Below are 16,381 nucleotides of genomic sequence, written 5' to 3'. Positions count from 1 at the left end.
GTTGCTCTCCGGTCGATCGATCGACGAGACGGGCATCAGCGCCCCGGCTGCGGCATACAGAGGTCATGCAGAGACCTCGACCCGAGGGTCGAACGCGACGAAGCCCGAGAAGTCCTTGCCGACGCGGTCGAAGGCACTCGCGAACGGAGTGGGATACGACCAGGCGTAGTCGGTGTGCAGCTCGCCGCCGGCCTGCACCGAGAAGTACTGAGCCGCGCCCTTCCAGGGACACGTGTACTGGGTCGGGCTCTCGACGAGCGCTCCCTCGGCGATCGACGCGGGCGGGAAGTACCAGTTGCCCTCGATGCGGGCGAGATCGCTCTCGTCTGCTTCGGCGATGACGGTTCCTGCGAGTACAGCCTTCATGGTCCTGCCTCCTCGGATGTGGGTTCGAGCGTATAAGAGGTGTGCGACATTCGGCCGGGGGTTGTGCCCGGGGCCGTCAATGTGGGAAACAATCCGGCTCCGGGCGCGCCGATCGCGCCAGGTCTCTCACCGGCTGTTCGGAGCGGATGCCGAAACGGATGGCGCCCTGCGGCATCCGCTCTTCGCGTCCGCCCGACGAACTCATGCCGAGTCCCGCCCGTAGGTCTCGAGCAGCCGCAGCCAGATCTCGCTGATGGTGGGGTAGGCCGGAACCGCATGCCACAGGCGAGCGATCGGCACCTCGCCGACGATCGCCACGGTGGCCGTCTGCACGAGCTCGGCGACCTCCGGACCGACGAACGTCGCGCCGACGATGACGTCGCGCTCCTTGTCGATGATGAGTCGCGCCTGGCCCTCGAAGCCGTCTTCGTACAGGCTCGCTCCCGCGACCCCGCCGAGGTCGTAGTCGATCACGGCGACGTCGGTGCCGGCCTTGCGCGCCTCGGCCTCGGTCAGACCGACCGACGCGACCTCGGGGAACGAGAACGTCACCTGCGGGGCCGCGGCACTGTCGGCGGTGGCCACGTGCCGGCCCCAGGGCTTGTCGTCGACGTCCTCGCCCTTGGCGCGTGCAGCGATCACGTCGCCGGCAGCCCGTGCCTGGTACTTGCCCTGATGGGTGAGCAGCACGCGCCCGTTGACATCGCCGACCGCGTAGAGCCAATCCGACCCGGGCACCCGCATGGTGTCGTCGACGGTGATCCAGCGGCCGGCTTCGAGACCCACGGCGTCCAGACCGACGTCTCCGCTGCGGGGCGAACGACCGGTGGCGACGAGCACCTCGGCCGCGGTGACCGTCGATCCGTCATCGAGCACGATCGTGACGCCGTCGTCGCCGCGGGTGACGCTCGTGGTGCCGGTGTCGGTGCGCACGTCTACGCCGAGCTCCTTCAGCCCCGCCGCGACCCGCTCGCCCGCGAAGGGCTCCATCGAACCCAGCAGACCGCTGCGGGCGATGATCGTCACCGTCGAACCGAGCGCCGCATAGGCCGTGGCCATCTCGACCGCGACCACTCCGCCGCCGATCACGGCGAGCGATTCGGGAAGCTCTTCGGCGCTCGTCGCCTCGCGGCTGGTCCAGGGAGAGGACCCCTGCAACCCCTCGATCGGCGGGATCACGGCATCCGACCCCGTGCTGATCGCGACCGCGTGGCGCGCATGGAGCACGCGAGTGCCACCATCGGCATCGGTCACCGTCACCTCGCGCTCACCCGTGAGACGACCGTGGCCGCGGGCGAGGTCGATGCCGGCCGAGTCGAGCCACTTCACCTGCCCGTCGTCAGACCAGTTGCTCGTGAACGAGTCGCGGCGGTCGAAGACCGCGCGCACATCGAGCTTTCCGGTCACCGCCTCGGCTGAGCCCTTGACGTTCTGCGCCGCGCGCAGCGCCTGGGCCGGGCGCAGCAGCGCCTTCGACGGCATGCAGGCCCAATACGAGCACTCACCGCCGACCAGCTCGCTCTCCACGATGATCGCCGTCAAGCCGTTCTGCACGGCTCGGTCAGCGACGTTCTCGCCCACCGGTCCGCCGCCCAGAACGATCAGGTCGTATTCGTCGGTCTTCTCAGCAGTCATGAGGTGCACCTCTCCGTCGCCCAGTCTTGCTCAAGAGCAACGTCGAGTCACGGGGTGGTTGTTCCGTGGGCGCGTCGCCGGGCGCGTCGCAGGGGCGAGTCGGGGGCTCGATCCGACCCGATCCGGGGCTCGATCGGGGCTCAGTCCGTCCTGCAAACGGACCGAGCCCCACGCCCTACCGCGGTTCAGGCCACCGGCTCCCGCGGCGCGACGCGCACGGCGAGCACCGCCGCGGCGAGCGCGATGATCCCGGCGAAGGCGAACACCGCGATGAACGGGTCTGCCGCTGCCGCCAGCCCCGTGAACAGCACCCCGGTGATCGCGAGCGCCAGCGCGCTTCCGAACGAGTCGGCCACGGTCATGGCCGAGCTGTTGAAGCCCTGGTTCTCGGGCGCCGACATCTCGAGCGTCAGGGCGCTGGTCCTCGGGCTCATCAGCCCCATGCCGGCTCCCGCGACCGCCCAGGCGATGATGATGACGATCACCGGCGCGGTGAGCACGGTGGCGACGAGTGCGAGTACCACCCCCGCGACGACCAGCACCGTTCCGATGCGCACGGCCAGCACGCTCGAGAGCCTGGCTCCCATGCGCCCCTGCACGGTGGCGGCAGCAGACCAGGCCAGAGCGCCGCCGGTGAGCGAGAGCCCGGCGATGGTCGGCGAGACCTCGTAGCGCTCGGTCAGCAGGTAGGGGATGTAGACCTGAGCGCCGAAGAACCCGGCGGCGGCGAGCCCGCGCACGAGCAGCACCGACGGCAGACCCCGTTGCGCCCGCAGCGTGCCCTTCGGCAGCAGCGCACGAACGGCGACGAGTGCCACGACCACGGCGGCGGCCGCGAGCACGGGACCGGCTCCCGGCAGATCGCCGACGAGATTGAGCGCGAGCACGGCGACCGCGGCGAGCACCGACCAGCCGAGTCGTCCGAAGGCCCACGGCGTGGTGACGTCACCCTCGCCGGAGAGTCCTCGCAGCGCCGGGACGACCATGAGCAGCGCGGGCACGACCAGGAAGACGACGCCGAGGAACACCCAGTGCCAGCTCCACAGTTCGGTGACGGCCCCGGCCACGGTGGGTCCGACGAGCGAGGGCACGACCCAGGCCGCAGCGAACCCCGCGAAGATCGCCGGGTGCAGGTCGCGCGGGTACACGCGGGCGACGACGACGTAGAGCGCCACCATCAGCCCGCCGTTGCCGAGCCCCTGCGCGAAGCGCCCGGCGACGAGCACCTCCATGCTCGGCGCGAGTCCGGCGACGATCAGCCCGATGACGAACAGGCCCACCGATGCGTAGAGCGGAGCCACGGGGCCACGGCGATCCGCCCAGTTGCCCGCCACGGCCATGCCGATGACACCGGTGGCCAGCGGCCCCGCGAACGCGAGGGCGTACAGCCGCTCGCCGTCGAGGTCGGCGCTCACCGCAGGCATCACCGTCGTGACTGCGAGGGACTCGAACGCCCCGAGGAACACGAGCGCACACGCGCCGATGGTGATCCACAGGTAGGCGCCGCTCAGGATGCCGGTGGCGGTCTTCGCGGTCGGAACCGCATCGGTGTCGATAGTCATAGGCTCGACCGTAGAACCTCAACATTGGTTGAGGTCAAGCGGCGCCCGTCGACCGCCTCAGCGCACCGGCAGGATGTGCGTGGGCGCCGGCGCCTGGGCGACGTGCCGGATGTCGAGCGGCGCGCCCGTGCGCTCGTCGAGATCGATCAGCGCGACGGTGTCGGAGCGCTGCCCCGCGACGAGCAGCTTGCCCTCGTGCACGAGATGATGACGCGGCCAGTCGACGCCAGAGTCGGCGAGCGCGATCGACTCGAGCGCCTCGCCTCCGCCGCGCACGCGCAGCGCGGCGATCGTGTTGCTGCCGCGCAGGGCCGTATACAGGAACTGAGCGTCACGGGTGCGGGCGAGCTCGGCGGGAAAGTCCACGCCGATCTCGGCGATGGGGCTCGTGAGCACCGACGACACGACCGCCCACGTGCCGTCGCGCCCGGCGGCGAGCGTGAACACCTCGCACGAGTACTCGGTCACCACGTGCAGGTGGCCGCTGGGATGCGCGACCATGTGACGCGGACCGGTGCCGACGGGCAGCACGACCTCGTGATCGAGCACGAGGCCGCCCGCGATCGGACGCCAGATGCGCACCAGGTCGAATCCGAGGTCGGTCGTCGCGATGCGCCCGTCGGCGAGGAAGGCCGCCGAGTGCGCATGCGAAGAGCGCTTATCGCCGGTGGCGGTGAGCTCTCCGGAGTACGGATCGGATGCCGCGGCCGCGACTCCGGCCGGCGGCGCCTCCTCGAGCGGTTCGCCGAGGAGCGCTGCGCGGAGTTCGGCGGCCTTGTTCACGGCATCCGGCACCAGGCGCCCCTGCACGTCGATGCCGATTCGCACGACTCGCCCGTCGCCGTAGCAGCTCGCGATGAGGAACGATCCGCTCGATGAGACCGCCACGTGGCACACGCCGTCACCCGCGGCGACCGGCTCGCCGAGCGGCCGCAGAGCCGACTCGCCGCTGCGGACGAACGCCTGCACCCCGGCATCCCCCTCGAGCGCCGCATAGACGACATCGAGCGACGGATGCTGCGCCAGCCACGAGGGCGAGGGGGTCTGAGTGATCGCACCACGGTATTCGAGCACGGTCGGCGCGCTCTCGTCGCCTGCGAGCAGACCGATGCCGTCGGCTGAGCCCTCCATCGCGGGGCCGTACCCGCCGAGCCAGAAGCGTGTCACCGGGTGCTCAGTCGAGCAGGTCGTGACGCACGATGACCTGGTCGCGCTCGGGGCCGACGCCGATGACCGAGATGCGCGTGTTGCTCATGCCCTCGAGCGCGATCACGTAGTCCTGCGCGTTCTTCGGCAGGTCGTCGAAGGTGCGCGCGGTCGAGATGTCCTCGCTCCAGCCCGGGAAGTACTCGAGCACGGGCGTCGCGTGGTGGAAGTCGGTCTGGTTGACCGGCACCTCGTCGAAGCGCCGGCCGTCGACGTCGTAGGCCACGCACACCGGGATCTGCTCGAGACCGGTCAGGATGTCGAGCTTGGTGAGCACGAGGTCGGTGATGCCGTTGACCCGAGTCGCGTAGCGCGTGATCGGGGCGTCGTACCAGCCGACGCGGCGCGGCCGGCCGGTGGTGGTGCCGAACTCGAAGCCGCGCGAGCGCAGCCATTCACCCTGCTCGTCGAACAGCTCGGTCGGGAACGGGCCCGAGCCGACGCGGGTCGTGTAGGCCTTGACGATGCCCACGATGCGGTCGAGCGCGCCGGGGCCGATGCCCGATCCGGTCGATGCTCCACCGGCGGTGGCCGACGACGACGTGACGAACGGGTAGGTGCCGTGGTCGACGTCGAGCATGGTGGCCTGGCCACCCTCGAACACGACGACCTCGCCGCGGCGCAGGGCCTCGTCGAGCAGGTATCCGGTGTCAGCGACCATGGGGCGCAGACGCTCGGCGTACGACAGCAGGTCTTCGACGATCTCGTCTGCGGTGATCGCGCGACGGTTGAAGATCTTCACCAGCAGGTGGTTCTTCTGGTCGAGGGCGCCCTCGACCTTCTGACGCAGGATGTTCTCGTCGAAGAGGTCCTGCACGCGGATTCCGACGCGGTTGATCTTGTCGGCGTAGGCCGGGCCGATGCCGCGGCCGGTCGTGCCGATCATGCGCTTGCCGAGGAAGCGCTCGGTGACCTTGTCGAGCGTGCGGTGGTACTGGGTGATCAGGTGCGCGTTGGCGCTGACCTTGAGGCGCGAGACGTCGATGCCGCGGCCGCCGAGCGCCTCGAGCTCGCTGAAGAGCACCTCGAGGTCGATCACGACGCCGTTGCCGATCACCGGGGTGACTCCCGGCGACAGGATGCCGGAGGGCAGCAGGTGCAGCGCGTACTTCTCGTTGCCGACCACGACGGTGTGGCCCGCGTTGTTGCCGCCGTTGAACTTGACGACCCAGTCGGTGCGCTCGCCGAGCAGGTCGGTGGCCTTGCCCTTGCCCTCATCGCCCCACTGGACGCCGACGATAACGATTCCTGGCATGGGTATCCCCCTTGCTTTCGCCGGGTTTGCACCGGCTGATGAGCTGGCCCTCTTCGGGCGGCTCCATCCTATCGAAGGTCGTTCGCCGAGCCTCCGGGCTGTGGAGTGGTGGGACTCACGTCCTGCAGATGCACGGCACCGAGCAAGTCGACGGAGGACTGGCGGAAAAGCACCGGATGCTGTCGCTCGCGCGCATCGCCGATGTCGGTGCCCGGTGGCACGATCGAAGGATGCCGAAGACCGGTCGCGTGAGCCGCGACGACAGCCTGAACACCGCGAAGCCCCGAACGCAGGGCCCGCTGGTGCTCATCGCCGCCCTGGTGACGGTCGTGCTGTGGGCGTCGGCGTTCATCGGCATCCGCGGCGCCGGGCCGCACTTCGACCCCGGCGCGCTCGCGCTGCTGCGCATGGCGGTGGGCACCGCGGTGCTCGCGATCATCGCGGTGCGCCACGGCATCCGTCTTCCCGAGCGTCGACACTGGTGGCTCGTCGCGGTGTGGGGGGTCGGCTGGTTCTGCGTCTACAACCTGGCGCTGAACGCCGCCGAGCGAACGCTCGATGCGGGCACGGCGGCGATGGTGGTCAACCTGGCGCCACTCATGGTCGTGGTCTTCAGCGGACTCTTTCTCCGTGAGGGCTTCCCGAAGCCGCTCATCATCGGCGCACCGATCGCCTTCCTCGGCGTGGTGCTGATCGGCATGAACTCCTCGACGAGCGAGGGGCCCGACATCACCGGTTTGCTGCTCGCGCTGCTCGCCGCCGTGATGTACGCGGGGTGCACGCTGCTGCAGAAGCGCCTGCTCAGCGCGGGCACCGACGCGACCACGCTGACGTTCCTCGGCGCGGCCGCGGGCACCGCCGCACTGCTCCCCTGGGTGGGCAGCCTGATCGGCGCTCTGCAGACGGCTCCGCTCGGGGCGACGCTGTGGGTCGTGTATCTGGGCGTCTTCCCGACGGCGATCGCCTTCACGACGTGGGCGTACGTGCTACAGCGCAGCACCGCCGGCCAGACCTCGGCGACCACCTACGTCGTGCCCGCGATCGCGATCCTCATGTCGTGGGCGATCCTCGGCGAGGTTCCGACCCCGCTCATGTTCGTCGGCGGCGCGCTGTGCCTGCTCGGAGTGCTCGTGACCCGGATGAAGTGGGGCCGTCGCGCCGTCTGACGGCTTCGCCCCGCAGGCGCAGCGTCGACATACCGCCATATCGGTCTAGCGATCAGACGTATCCCGACCGATAAAGTGTGCGCGGAGGCGAATATGACGACCTGGTGGCCCTTCGCACGACTCGCAGCAGCAGCGCTCGCACTGGCAGCGATCATCGCGCAGCTGTCGCGCAGCATCGAGAATGCTCTCGCCGCCACCACCGAGTGGGGTCAGCACCTGCCGACCGTTGCCGCGAACTTCCTCAGCTTCTTCACGATCCTGTCGAACCTGCTCGCGGCGATCGTGCTGATCATCGCGGCCACCTGCGCGCTCCGCCATCGCAGAGACACCGAAGTGGAGCCCACCTGGCTCGCCGTCATCCTGGCCTGCGTGAGCACCTCCATGATCGTCACCGGCATCGTCTACAACACGCTGTTGAGAGGCGTCGAGCTGCCCCAGGGTGTGACCGTGCCGTGGTCGAACGAGGTGCTGCACGTCGTCATCCCGCTGTTCCTGCTCGCGGATCTTCTGTTCGCACCGCGTCAACGCGCGCTGCGCTGGAGCGCCGTCGCCATCGCAGCGATCTTCCCGATCGTCTGGGTCGTGTACACGATGATCCGCGCGAACCTCATCATCGCCCCCGCCACCGGCGATCCGTGGTGGTACCCCTATCCGTTCCTCGACCCGCACCGCGTGCCCGGCGGCTACCTCGGCGTCTCGGGCTACGTCGTCGGCATCGCCATCGCGATCATCGGCGTCGCCTGCTTCGTGGTGTGGGTCGGCCGCCGGCGCGGTGCCCGTGTGCCTGTCGCGGCCTGATCCGACCGGGGGAGCTGTCACTCCCTCGACACCTGCATGCTCAGATCACGGATGCATGCCGAACTGGCCCCTCTGAGCATGCATCTGTGATCTCGACCTGCATCCGTCTCCGGGCCGCAGCGGCGAGACCGGATGCGGTTACGCTGGTCGACGGGGGGTCGTCTACGCGTCCCCCGTGGGAACGAGGAGACATACCGATGAACGAGCCCTACGCGCCCGGCCCCTCTGCAGGTTCGACGCCGCCGCCTCCACCTGCGCCCTCCACCCAGGCCGCCCCGCCGGCCCCTCCCGCTCCTGCGACCCTCGCCGCGGCATCCTCAGCATCCGCTCCCGCGGCACCCGCGGCGTCGACGTCGGCCAGCAAGAAATCCGAAGCCCCCACCGAGGCTGAGCTCCAGCGCGCGACCGCGGTGCTCAAGACGGTGTCAGACGCCTACTCCGCGAAGATGGTCGGCCAGGAGCGGCTGCGCATGAGCCTGCTGATCTCACTGATCGCCGGTGGACACATCCTGCTCGAGAGCGTTCCGGGGCTCGCGAAGACGACCGCCGCGAGCACGCTCGCCGACACCGTCAGGGCGCAGTTCAAGCGCATCCAGTGCACGCCCGACCTGCTGCCCAGCGACATCACCGGCAACCAGATCTACGACGCCGCAACGGGCTCGTTCCGCACCGTGCTCGGCCCGGTGCACGCGAACTTCGTGCTGCTCGACGAGATCAACCGCTCGAGCGCCAAGACCCAGAGCGCCATGCTCGAGGCGATGCAGGAGCACCAGACCACGATCGGCGGCGAGGTGCACCATCTGCCCAAGCCGTTCCTCGTGATCGCCACGCAGAACCCGATCGAGCAGGAGGGCACCTACGAGCTGCCCGAGGCGCAGATGGACCGGTTCCTGCTGAAGGAGATCGTCGAGTACCCGAGCCCCGCCGAGGAGTTCGAGATCCTCGGGCGCATCGACTCGGGCGTGCTCGACCCCGACCGCCACGTGTCGAGCGCGATCAGCCTCGACGACGTGCACATGCTGCAGGACGTCGCGAGCCGCATCTACGTCGACCCGGCGATCCGCAACTACATCGTCTCGATCGCCTACGTCACTCGAAACCCGGCGCCCTACATCGGCGAGGAGCGCGCGCGATTCATCAAGTACGGCGCGAGCCCTCGTGCGAGCATCGCGTTCCTGCAGGCTTCCCGGGCGCTTGCGCTGCTGAACGGCCGTGGTCACGTGATCCCGGAAGACATCCGCTCGCTGCGCCACCTCGTGCTGCGTCACCGCGTGCTGCTGACCTTCGAGGCCGACGCCGAGGGCATCCGCAGCGAAGAGATCATCGACCAGATCTTCGCCGCAGTGCCCACACCCTGACCTCGCCATGGCCAGCCTGATCGCCCAGGTGAAGAGCAAGCTCTTCATCCACTCGTCGCGCAAGTCGCTGCACGCGCTCGATGGCGCGTACGCGTCGCTGCTGCACGGCCGCAGCCTCGACTTCGAGGACCTGCGCAAGTACGAGTACGGCGATCAGGTGCGCGACATCGACTGGCGCGCGACGGCTCGGCTGGGCACCCCGCTGGTCAAGCGGCACCGCGCGATGCGGATGCACACGATCCTGTTCGTGGTCGACACCGGACGCTCGATGGCCGCACTCGCGCACGACGAGAAATCGAAGAAGGACCTCGCGATCCTCGCCACCGGCGTGCTCGGCGTGCTCGCTCTGCGGCACGGCGACGACTTCTCGCTCGTCTACGGCGACTCCGACCGCATCCGCCGTCGCGCACCGGGACGCAGCGAGGGCGCGCTCGAGCATGCCCTGCGCACGATCGACCAGTCGATCGACTCGAGCACGGCCTCGAGCGACCGAGACGCGCTGTTGTCTTACGTGACCCGCACGATCTCGCGGCGCATGATCGTCGTCGTCATCAGCGACGAGGCGCCGGTCACGTCGGAGACCGAGCGGATGCTGCGCCGACTGCGCGTGCAGCACGACGTGCTGTGGCTGACCGTGAGCGACGCCGACCCGGTGCTCGACCACGCGACGGGCACCATCCGCAGCGATGTCGACAGCATGTGGGAGGTGCCCGACTTCGTGCAGGGCGACCCCGACATCATCCGCGAGCTCGCAGCGCAGACCGAGGCCGACGCCGCGCGTCTGGCAGAGCTGCTCAAGCGCATGGAGATCAGCCACAGCGTTCTCGCCGGTCAGGACGACGCCGTCTCGCAGCTGCTGCAGCTGCTGAATCGGAGGTCGAATGCCCGGCTCTGATGAGCTCTACCCTCCATTCCAGTACGGCTGGGGATGGCTCCTGCTCGCCTTCGGAATCCTGCTGCTGCTGATCGCGGCGGCGTGGCTGATCGTCGCCCTGACGCGTCCGCGGCGCGACCTCACGCTGACGCGCGACGCCCAGGGACCCACCCTGCTCACGACCGACGTGCTGTCGCAGCTGAGGGTCGAGTACTTCGATCGCATCCAGCGCATCGAAGACGACTACCGCGCGCGCACCCTCTCGGCCCGCAACGCCAACCTCGAGCTCAGCCGTGTGGTGCGCACGTTCGTGAACGAGTACAGCGGCCTCGAGGCCCCCGTGCTCGCGCTCGACGATCTCGTCGCGCGCGGTGTGCACCCCGCGCTCGTCGACGCGATGGGGCGCCACTACTACCCCAGTATCTTCCGACCGGGCCCTGCGATCGATCCGATCGCCGGCGCCGAGGCGGCCAGAACGGTGGTGCGCACATGGCACTAGCGAACGGCTGGCTCATCCTCGTCGCCGTCGGCGTCGGCGTCCTCGCGATCACGCTCGGCATCGTCATCGGTCTCCGCAGCACTGCGAAGACCGAGGCGCACGAGCGGGCGCGTGTCGCCCGCGCCGAGCGCCTGCGCGCGCTGCCGACCTTCCGTCAGGCGCTGAACCGACGAGTGCTGGCACTGTCGAGCATCCTGCTGATCGGCGTGGTCGCGACCCTGGCTGCCGGAGTCGTCTCGGCGCGCCCGATGACGTCGCAGACCATCCAGCCCGTCAACACGAGCCGCGACATCATGCTGTGCCTCGACGTCTCGGGCTCGATGAGCGAGGTCGACGTCGAGGTGCTCACGGTCTTCGAGGAGCTGCTCGAGGATTTCGAAGGCGAGCGCATCGGCCTCACGATCTTCAACAGCTCACCCGTGCAGATCTTCCCCCTGACAGACGACTACGACTTCATCCGCGACCACCTGCAGAGCATCCGCGAGAGCTTCGGGTTCAACGAGTCGGTCCCCGAGCACTGGGTCGGCACGCTCAACGGCAACGGCGCCTCGCTGATCGGCGACGGTCTGGCTGCGTGTGCGATGGCGTTCGACCACCCCGATGACGAGCGGTCGCGCTCGATCATCTTCGCCACCGACAACGAGGTCAACGGCGCCTCGATCGTGACTCTCGACGAGGCTGCGGCTTATGCCGATTCGAACGGCGTCAGGGTGTTCGCGCTCAACCCGGTGCAGGGCAAGGATGCCGACGTCAGCGCAGAGCTCACGAAGGCCGCCGAGGCCACGGGCGGTGCCGCCTACGGTCTGCGCGACACCACAACCGTGAGCGACATCGTCGCGCAGGTGCAGGAGCAGGAGGCGGCCGCACTGAAGGGCCAGGCGCAGGTCATCTGGACAGACGCCCCGAACCTCTGGATCGTGGTGCTGATGATCTCGATGCTCTCGTTCATCGTCGTGCTCTGGAGGGTGAGACTGTGATCTTCCAGCCCGTGCTCAACATCTTCCTCCTGGCGCTTCTCTGCGCGCCGGTGGCCGCTCTCGCCGTGATCGCGTTGACGAAGGCCAAGGGACGCGGCAAGGCCCTGTGGGCCATGCGGCTGGTCATGCTGCTGGCTTGCTTCTTCATGTTCCTGCGGCCGGGAATCCCCGGGGGTGCGACAGAGACCCTCGCAACCGACACAGACATCGTGCTCGTCGTCGACACGACCGCGAGCATCGTCGCCGAGGACTGGAACGGCGACGAGCCGCGACTGGACGGCGTCCGCGCCGACGTGCAGACGATCGTCGACGAATACCCGGGCGCCCGCTTCGCCCTGATCACCTTCGACGCCTCGGCCGACCTGCGCATGCCTCTCACCACCGACACGACCGCACTCGTCTCATCGCTCGAGGTGCTTCGCCCCGAGGTGACGAGCCAGTCGCGCGGCAGCTCGATCGGCATCGCCAACCAGCTGCTCACCGACACGCTGTCGAACGCGGCCGAGGCCTCGCCCGAACGCTCGCGCATGGTGTTCTACTTCGGTGACGGCGAGCAGACGGTGACGACGGCGCCCGAGCCGTTCGACGGCAGCGAGAAGTTCACGGACGCTGGCGCCGTACTCGGCTACGGCACTGCCGAAGGCGGGCCGATGAAGCTCACCACCGGTGGCGTCGAGGGCTCGTCGAGCGAGTACATCGAGTATCAGGGGGCGAATGCCCTGTCGGTGATCGACGAGGCGAACCTCGAGGCGATCGCCGCCGAACTCGGGGTCGAGTACCAGCACCGCACAGCGGACGCCGAACTGACCCTGCCCGACGCTCCCTCGACCACCTCCAGCTATGCCGAATCGGGTTCGGTGGGCACCGTGACCGAGCTCTACTGGATCGCCGCTCTCGTCGTCGTGGCGCTGCTCGGTGTGGAGCTCACGAGGGCGAGCATGCTCGTCGCCCGGCTGCGTCTGCTGCGAGCGCCATCGGCGTCGCCCCGTCGGAAGACACCGACCGGCGGAGGTGCCGCATGACCGACCTGTCGACCCGCGCGGGCGCGACGCCGCCCGCCGGCCCCGACGACCTGAAGGCGTCAGCCGCCGCCGCGCTGCTCGCCTCGAATCGTCGCCGGCGCAGCATCCGTCGCTGGATCGCGATCGGCACTCTGCCCCTCGCGCTGGCCGCGCTGCTGTTCGTCGGCAAGATCCTCAGCATGTACGCGTTCGCGCACCAGTCGATCACCGCCTATGTGGCCGACGACTACTCGGGTTCGGAGGCATCGGCCCGCGGCCAGGAGTTCCTCAACTGGTTCGAGCCCTACAAGGCGCCGTTCAACGTGGGCACCGCACTGGCCGGGGCAGAGAAGCTGCCGGAGGCGCGCGCGAAACTCGAGGAGTCGCTCGACCTCGCGACCGGTCTCGAGGTGTGCACCGTGCGCATCAACCTCGGGCTGGTGCTCGAGCGCATGGGTGACGCGGCTCGCGCCGACGGCGACGGCGCGGGTGCCGCCGAGTTCTACGGCGAAGCGCTCACCATCACGACCGAGACGCCCGAGGAATGCAACAGCGAAGAGGCGCAGGAGCAGTCGTCCGACCCCGACCGCGACATGCAGCAGAGCAAAGAAGACCTCGAAGACCGACTGAAGCAGAAGCAGCAGAACGAGCAGCAGCCGCCCCCGGAGGAGGAGCAGGAGCCGCAGCCCTCGGAGGAGAAGCTCGAGGAGCTCGAGGACAAGCTCGAGCAGGGCACGCAGGAACGCGATCAGCAGCAGGGCGATGACGGCGGAGGCTCGGGGACGGACAAGCCATGGTGATGGATCACGAGAAGCAGCGGGCCCGCTATGTCGCCGGCACCGAGGGGGCGCCGCCGGTGCCGCCACCCGGTGGCTATCGCAACGCACGCCGCCAGGCCGGTCCTGTCGTGCAGCATCCGGGCGCCCCGGCCATGTCGGGCACGGCGACCGCAGCCGAGGCCGCGTCGGAGGAGAAGAAGCCGGCGAACGCACTCGGCTGGGTCGCCCTGGTCGTCGGCATCCTGTTCGCTCTGATCCTGCTCATCACTCTGGCCATCGGAGCGACCGACGCGCTCTACGGTGTGACGATGCTGGCGCTGCAGCTCGTGGTCGTCGCAGTCATCGTCGGCGCGATGTTCACCGCCCGTGGACGCACCCTGGCCGCCGTCGCCCTTGCGATCACCCTGATCTTCAACGTCGCCACGGTGGGCGGCATCGGCGCACTGCAGACCTCGGCCTCCGGCAGCTACGACGGCATGAAGACCGACGAGCAGAAGCACGAAGAGGCCTACCCGGGCATCAAAGGCACTGATCCGCAGGATGCTCTGCGGCAACAGTCGCTCGAAGAGGTGCAGGCCGAGGCCGACAGTCTGTTCGCCGACATCCGCGCGCGCGTCACCGCCGAGTACGGGTACGAATGGGTGCAGGTCGGCGACGAGGATCTGCGCCCCGAGCGCAACGGCTACGGCGGAGAGTCGATGCTCATCGAATACACCTCCGTCGGCTGGGCGACCACCGAGCCGATCCAGGACTACAGCCTCAAGCTCGAGGTCATGGCCACGATCGACGAGGTCGTCGCCGAGCACGGTCTGCCGTCGCTGTACTCGTTCAACGGCGAGTACTCGGGAATCGACCCGTCGATGATCGCGAAGCTCTACGGCAGCGAGGACCCCCGCGAGCAGCACACGTGGGAGTACTACACCGAGAACTACCCCGATCCGATGCGCTTCTACGCGAACATCTTCGACCTCTCGAACGACCCCTCCGGCGACTTCCTGAAGACGCGAGAAGCGCAGAACACCCGCACCGGCGAACCGCTCGAGGGGCTGCAGATGGTCGTCATCGCGAGCGCGGTGCTCAGCGACGCCGACCGCGCCGAGTTCGAGGAGAAGCTGCAGGAGTACCCCGGGTTCTGAGTCCTGGCGGGTCTGCCATCCCGGGAGTAGCGTCATGGCATGCAGACGACCATCGACAACGCAGGACGCATCGTCATACCTGCGTCGATCCGCGAGCGACTCGGGATGCTGCCAGGACCGGTCGACATCATGATCGACGGCACCGGGATCCGCATCGAGGTCGCGACGCCCGACAACCTCGCGGAGAAGGACGGACGCCTGGTCATCCGCGGCGGAGGCACGACCCTCTCGACTGATGACATCAGAGAGCTTCGTCTTGCCGACCAGCGCTGACCTGCTTCTCGACACGAGCGCAGCGATCGCCCTGGTGCTTGAGGACAGCGAGGCGCACGAGCTCGTTCGCTCCGCATGCGCCGGACTCTTTCTCGGCTTGGCGGGGCACGCACTGCTCGAGACTTACTCCGTGCAGACCCGACTGCCGGGCGGAAGCCGCCTCAGCCCCGCTGCCGCGGCTCGAGTGATCGCTCAGGAGTTCCCTCGGTCCGTCGCATTGTCATCCGACGACGCGGTGGGCGCAGTCTCCGAGCTGGCCGAGGCCGGCATCGCGGGCGGCGCGGTCTACGACGGTCTGGTGGCTCTGGCCGCGCGCTCGGCCGGGATCACGCTGCTTACGTGCGACCGGCGCGCGATCGGAACCTACGCGAAGCTCAAGGTCGACGTCGAGATCGTCTGACGTCTCTATTCCGTTCCGGCGGCTCCGCTCGGGACGCGGCCATGCGTCCTTCAGGCAGAGAGCGTGAACAGCATGCGGGCGAGCACGTAACGAGCGTGCCCGCGGGACGACCTCGGGTCGTAGCCGAGGACGCCGATCAGCGCGGTGAGGCGATCCTGCACGCTGGAGTGGTGACGGCCCAGCCGCATGGCGGCGGCACGCACGCTCAGCTCATCGACCACGGCGTCGAGCAGCTCCCGACTGCGGGCGTCGAGGCGGGCGAGCGCCACAGCGTCCGGATGCACGTCGCGAGACTCCGCGGCAGTCGCGATCAGCAGCAGGGCACCGAGGTCTTCCGCGGTCACCGCCGGTTCGGAGGCGGTGCTCAGACGCGCGGCGATCAACGCTTCCGCCCACGAATCAGGGAGGTGCTCACCGGGCCCCGCGGTTCCGATGCCCAGACGCAGGCCGGTCGCTTCTGTCCACATCCGATCCACGGGCGTGCCCGCGACGACGATCGTCGCCCTCGTCAGGCCATGCCGAGTCGCGACCACGACGGAGGGATGCTGCGGCAGCGGTGCGGGGTCGGGCGGAGAGGCCACGACCGCCACCGCTCCGACCGGAAGCCGCAGTCTCGCCAGTGCCGATGCGCGCTCGCTTTCGCCCGCGAACTCGCTGATCGCCAGCTCCACGGCGCTTCCTGCATCGCCTGCGCGGCGGGCACGGAGAATCCCGAGCGCGAGAGTGAGACGTTCGAGGATCATCGCGTCGTTGGTGTGCGGATCCCCCTCGCGCTCGATCCAGGCGACGGCATCTGGACCGCTCTCGCGCAGCATCCATCGATCGGCGGGGTCGATCGGATCGACGCGCACCCCGTCGGCGCGCACCCGGATGATCTGTCGGGGGTCGCGCTGCCCCACGGTGGCACCGCTCAGCACCGCGGCTCCGCGCAGCATGCTCTCGACGCCGACGGCGCGGGCGATGAGCGTGTCGAAGTACGAGACGACCTTGAGCGTCTCACTCGCATCCGGGTCGAGGGCGGTGAGCCGCCCCAGCAGATCTTGCATGTCGGGCTCCATCGCGCGGGGCTTCCACCCTACGGGTTCGTCGACCGAGC

The 16,381-nt window shown here is 68.9% G+C and carries 17 protein-coding genes; 11 read left to right on the top strand and 6 right to left on the bottom strand.

Annotation, left to right across the window (positions count from 1 at the left end):
* Window positions 1-63: 63 nt before the first annotated feature.
* The 5 genes from RQG82_RS17960 to RQG82_RS17940 form a co-directional block, all read right to left on the bottom strand.
* The gene (locus tag RQG82_RS17960) at window positions 64-366 is read right to left on the bottom strand and encodes a DUF427 domain-containing protein (RefSeq protein ID WP_311260159.1); all 303 of its coding nucleotides are present in this window, start codon (window positions 364-366) and stop codon (window positions 64-66) included.
* Between the two features lie 201 nt (window positions 367-567).
* Window positions 568-2,001, bottom strand: coding sequence for an NAD(P)/FAD-dependent oxidoreductase (locus RQG82_RS17955; protein WP_311260158.1), 1,434 nt, complete (start codon window positions 1,999-2,001; stop codon window positions 568-570).
* Between the two features lie 185 nt (window positions 2,002-2,186).
* A complete protein-coding gene (locus RQG82_RS17950) occupies window positions 2,187-3,563 on the bottom strand; it encodes an MFS transporter (protein WP_311260157.1) in 1,377 nt (458 codons plus the stop codon).
* A 57-nt stretch (window positions 3,564-3,620) separates the two neighbouring features.
* Window positions 3,621-4,730, bottom strand: a complete 1,110-nt coding sequence (locus RQG82_RS17945) for a beta-propeller fold lactonase family protein (RefSeq protein ID WP_311260156.1) — start codon at window positions 4,728-4,730, stop codon at window positions 3,621-3,623.
* A gap of 7 nt (window positions 4,731-4,737) precedes the next feature.
* Complete coding sequence (locus RQG82_RS17940; protein ID WP_042540385.1) at window positions 4,738-6,024, bottom strand: adenylosuccinate synthase; 1,287 nt, start codon at window positions 6,022-6,024, stop codon at window positions 4,738-4,740.
* Window positions 6,025-6,152: 128 nt separating this feature from the next.
* Between RQG82_RS17940 and RQG82_RS17935 the strand changes: the two genes are divergently transcribed.
* The 11 genes from RQG82_RS17935 to RQG82_RS17885 all read left to right on the top strand — a co-directional run bounded on the left by RQG82_RS17935 (window position 6,153) and on the right by RQG82_RS17885 (window position 15,285).
* Window positions 6,153-7,190, top strand: a complete 1,038-nt coding sequence (locus RQG82_RS17935) for a DMT family transporter (RefSeq protein ID WP_311260155.1) — start codon at window positions 6,153-6,155, stop codon at window positions 7,188-7,190.
* Between the two features lie 93 nt (window positions 7,191-7,283).
* Window positions 7,284-7,988 carry a Pr6Pr family membrane protein gene (locus RQG82_RS17930; RefSeq protein WP_311260154.1) on the top strand — a complete coding sequence of 235 codons (705 nt, stop codon included), beginning with the start codon at window positions 7,284-7,286 and terminating at the stop codon, window positions 7,986-7,988.
* A 197-nt stretch (window positions 7,989-8,185) separates the two neighbouring features.
* Window positions 8,186-9,346, top strand: a complete 1,161-nt coding sequence (locus RQG82_RS17925) for an AAA family ATPase (protein ID WP_311260153.1) — start codon at window positions 8,186-8,188, stop codon at window positions 9,344-9,346.
* 7 nt (window positions 9,347-9,353) lie between these two features.
* Window positions 9,354-10,241 (top strand): DUF58 domain-containing protein, encoded by an 888-nt coding sequence (locus RQG82_RS17920; RefSeq protein WP_311260152.1) that lies wholly within the window; start codon window positions 9,354-9,356, stop codon window positions 10,239-10,241.
* The gene (locus tag RQG82_RS17915; RefSeq protein WP_056375135.1) at window positions 10,228-10,719 is read left to right on the top strand and encodes a hypothetical protein; all 492 of its coding nucleotides are present in this window, start codon (window positions 10,228-10,230) and stop codon (window positions 10,717-10,719) included. Before RQG82_RS17920 ends, RQG82_RS17915 begins: the two co-directional genes overlap by 14 nt.
* Window positions 10,710-11,696, top strand: a complete 987-nt coding sequence (locus RQG82_RS17910; RefSeq protein ID WP_311260151.1) for a VWA domain-containing protein — start codon at window positions 10,710-10,712, stop codon at window positions 11,694-11,696. Before RQG82_RS17915 ends, RQG82_RS17910 begins: the two co-directional genes overlap by 10 nt.
* Window positions 11,693-12,718 (top strand): VWA domain-containing protein, encoded by a 1,026-nt coding sequence (locus tag RQG82_RS17905; RefSeq protein ID WP_311260150.1) that lies wholly within the window; start codon window positions 11,693-11,695, stop codon window positions 12,716-12,718. The genes RQG82_RS17910 and RQG82_RS17905 overlap by 4 nt, the downstream gene beginning before the upstream one ends.
* Window positions 12,715-13,497 carry a tetratricopeptide repeat protein gene (locus tag RQG82_RS17900; protein WP_311260149.1) on the top strand — a complete coding sequence of 261 codons (783 nt, stop codon included), beginning with the start codon at window positions 12,715-12,717 and terminating at the stop codon, window positions 13,495-13,497. The genes RQG82_RS17905 and RQG82_RS17900 overlap by 4 nt, the downstream gene beginning before the upstream one ends.
* Window positions 13,497-14,612: a hypothetical protein gene (locus tag RQG82_RS17895; protein ID WP_311260148.1), complete on the top strand. Its 1,116-nt coding sequence runs from the start codon at window positions 13,497-13,499 to the stop codon at window positions 14,610-14,612. The genes RQG82_RS17900 and RQG82_RS17895 overlap by 1 nt, the downstream gene beginning before the upstream one ends.
* Window positions 14,613-14,651: 39 nt before the next feature.
* On the top strand, window positions 14,652-14,885 hold the full coding sequence (locus tag RQG82_RS17890) for an AbrB/MazE/SpoVT family DNA-binding domain-containing protein (RefSeq protein WP_311260147.1): 234 nt from the start codon (window positions 14,652-14,654) through the stop codon (window positions 14,883-14,885).
* Window positions 14,848-15,285: a type II toxin-antitoxin system VapC family toxin gene (locus RQG82_RS17885; RefSeq protein WP_311260146.1), complete on the top strand. Its 438-nt coding sequence runs from the start codon at window positions 14,848-14,850 to the stop codon at window positions 15,283-15,285. Before RQG82_RS17890 ends, RQG82_RS17885 begins: the two co-directional genes overlap by 38 nt.
* A gap of 50 nt (window positions 15,286-15,335) precedes the next feature.
* Here the strand turns inward: RQG82_RS17885 and RQG82_RS17880 are convergent, their stop codons facing one another.
* Window positions 15,336-16,331, bottom strand: a complete 996-nt coding sequence (locus tag RQG82_RS17880) for a hypothetical protein (protein WP_311260145.1) — start codon at window positions 16,329-16,331, stop codon at window positions 15,336-15,338.
* Window positions 16,332-16,381 lie beyond the last annotated feature (50 nt).

The organism is Microbacterium sp. WCS2018Hpa-9, assembly GCF_031843745.1.
GTDB lineage: Bacteria > Actinomycetota > Actinomycetes > Actinomycetales > Microbacteriaceae > Microbacterium.
This window is presented reverse-complemented; position numbering and strand designations above follow the sequence as displayed.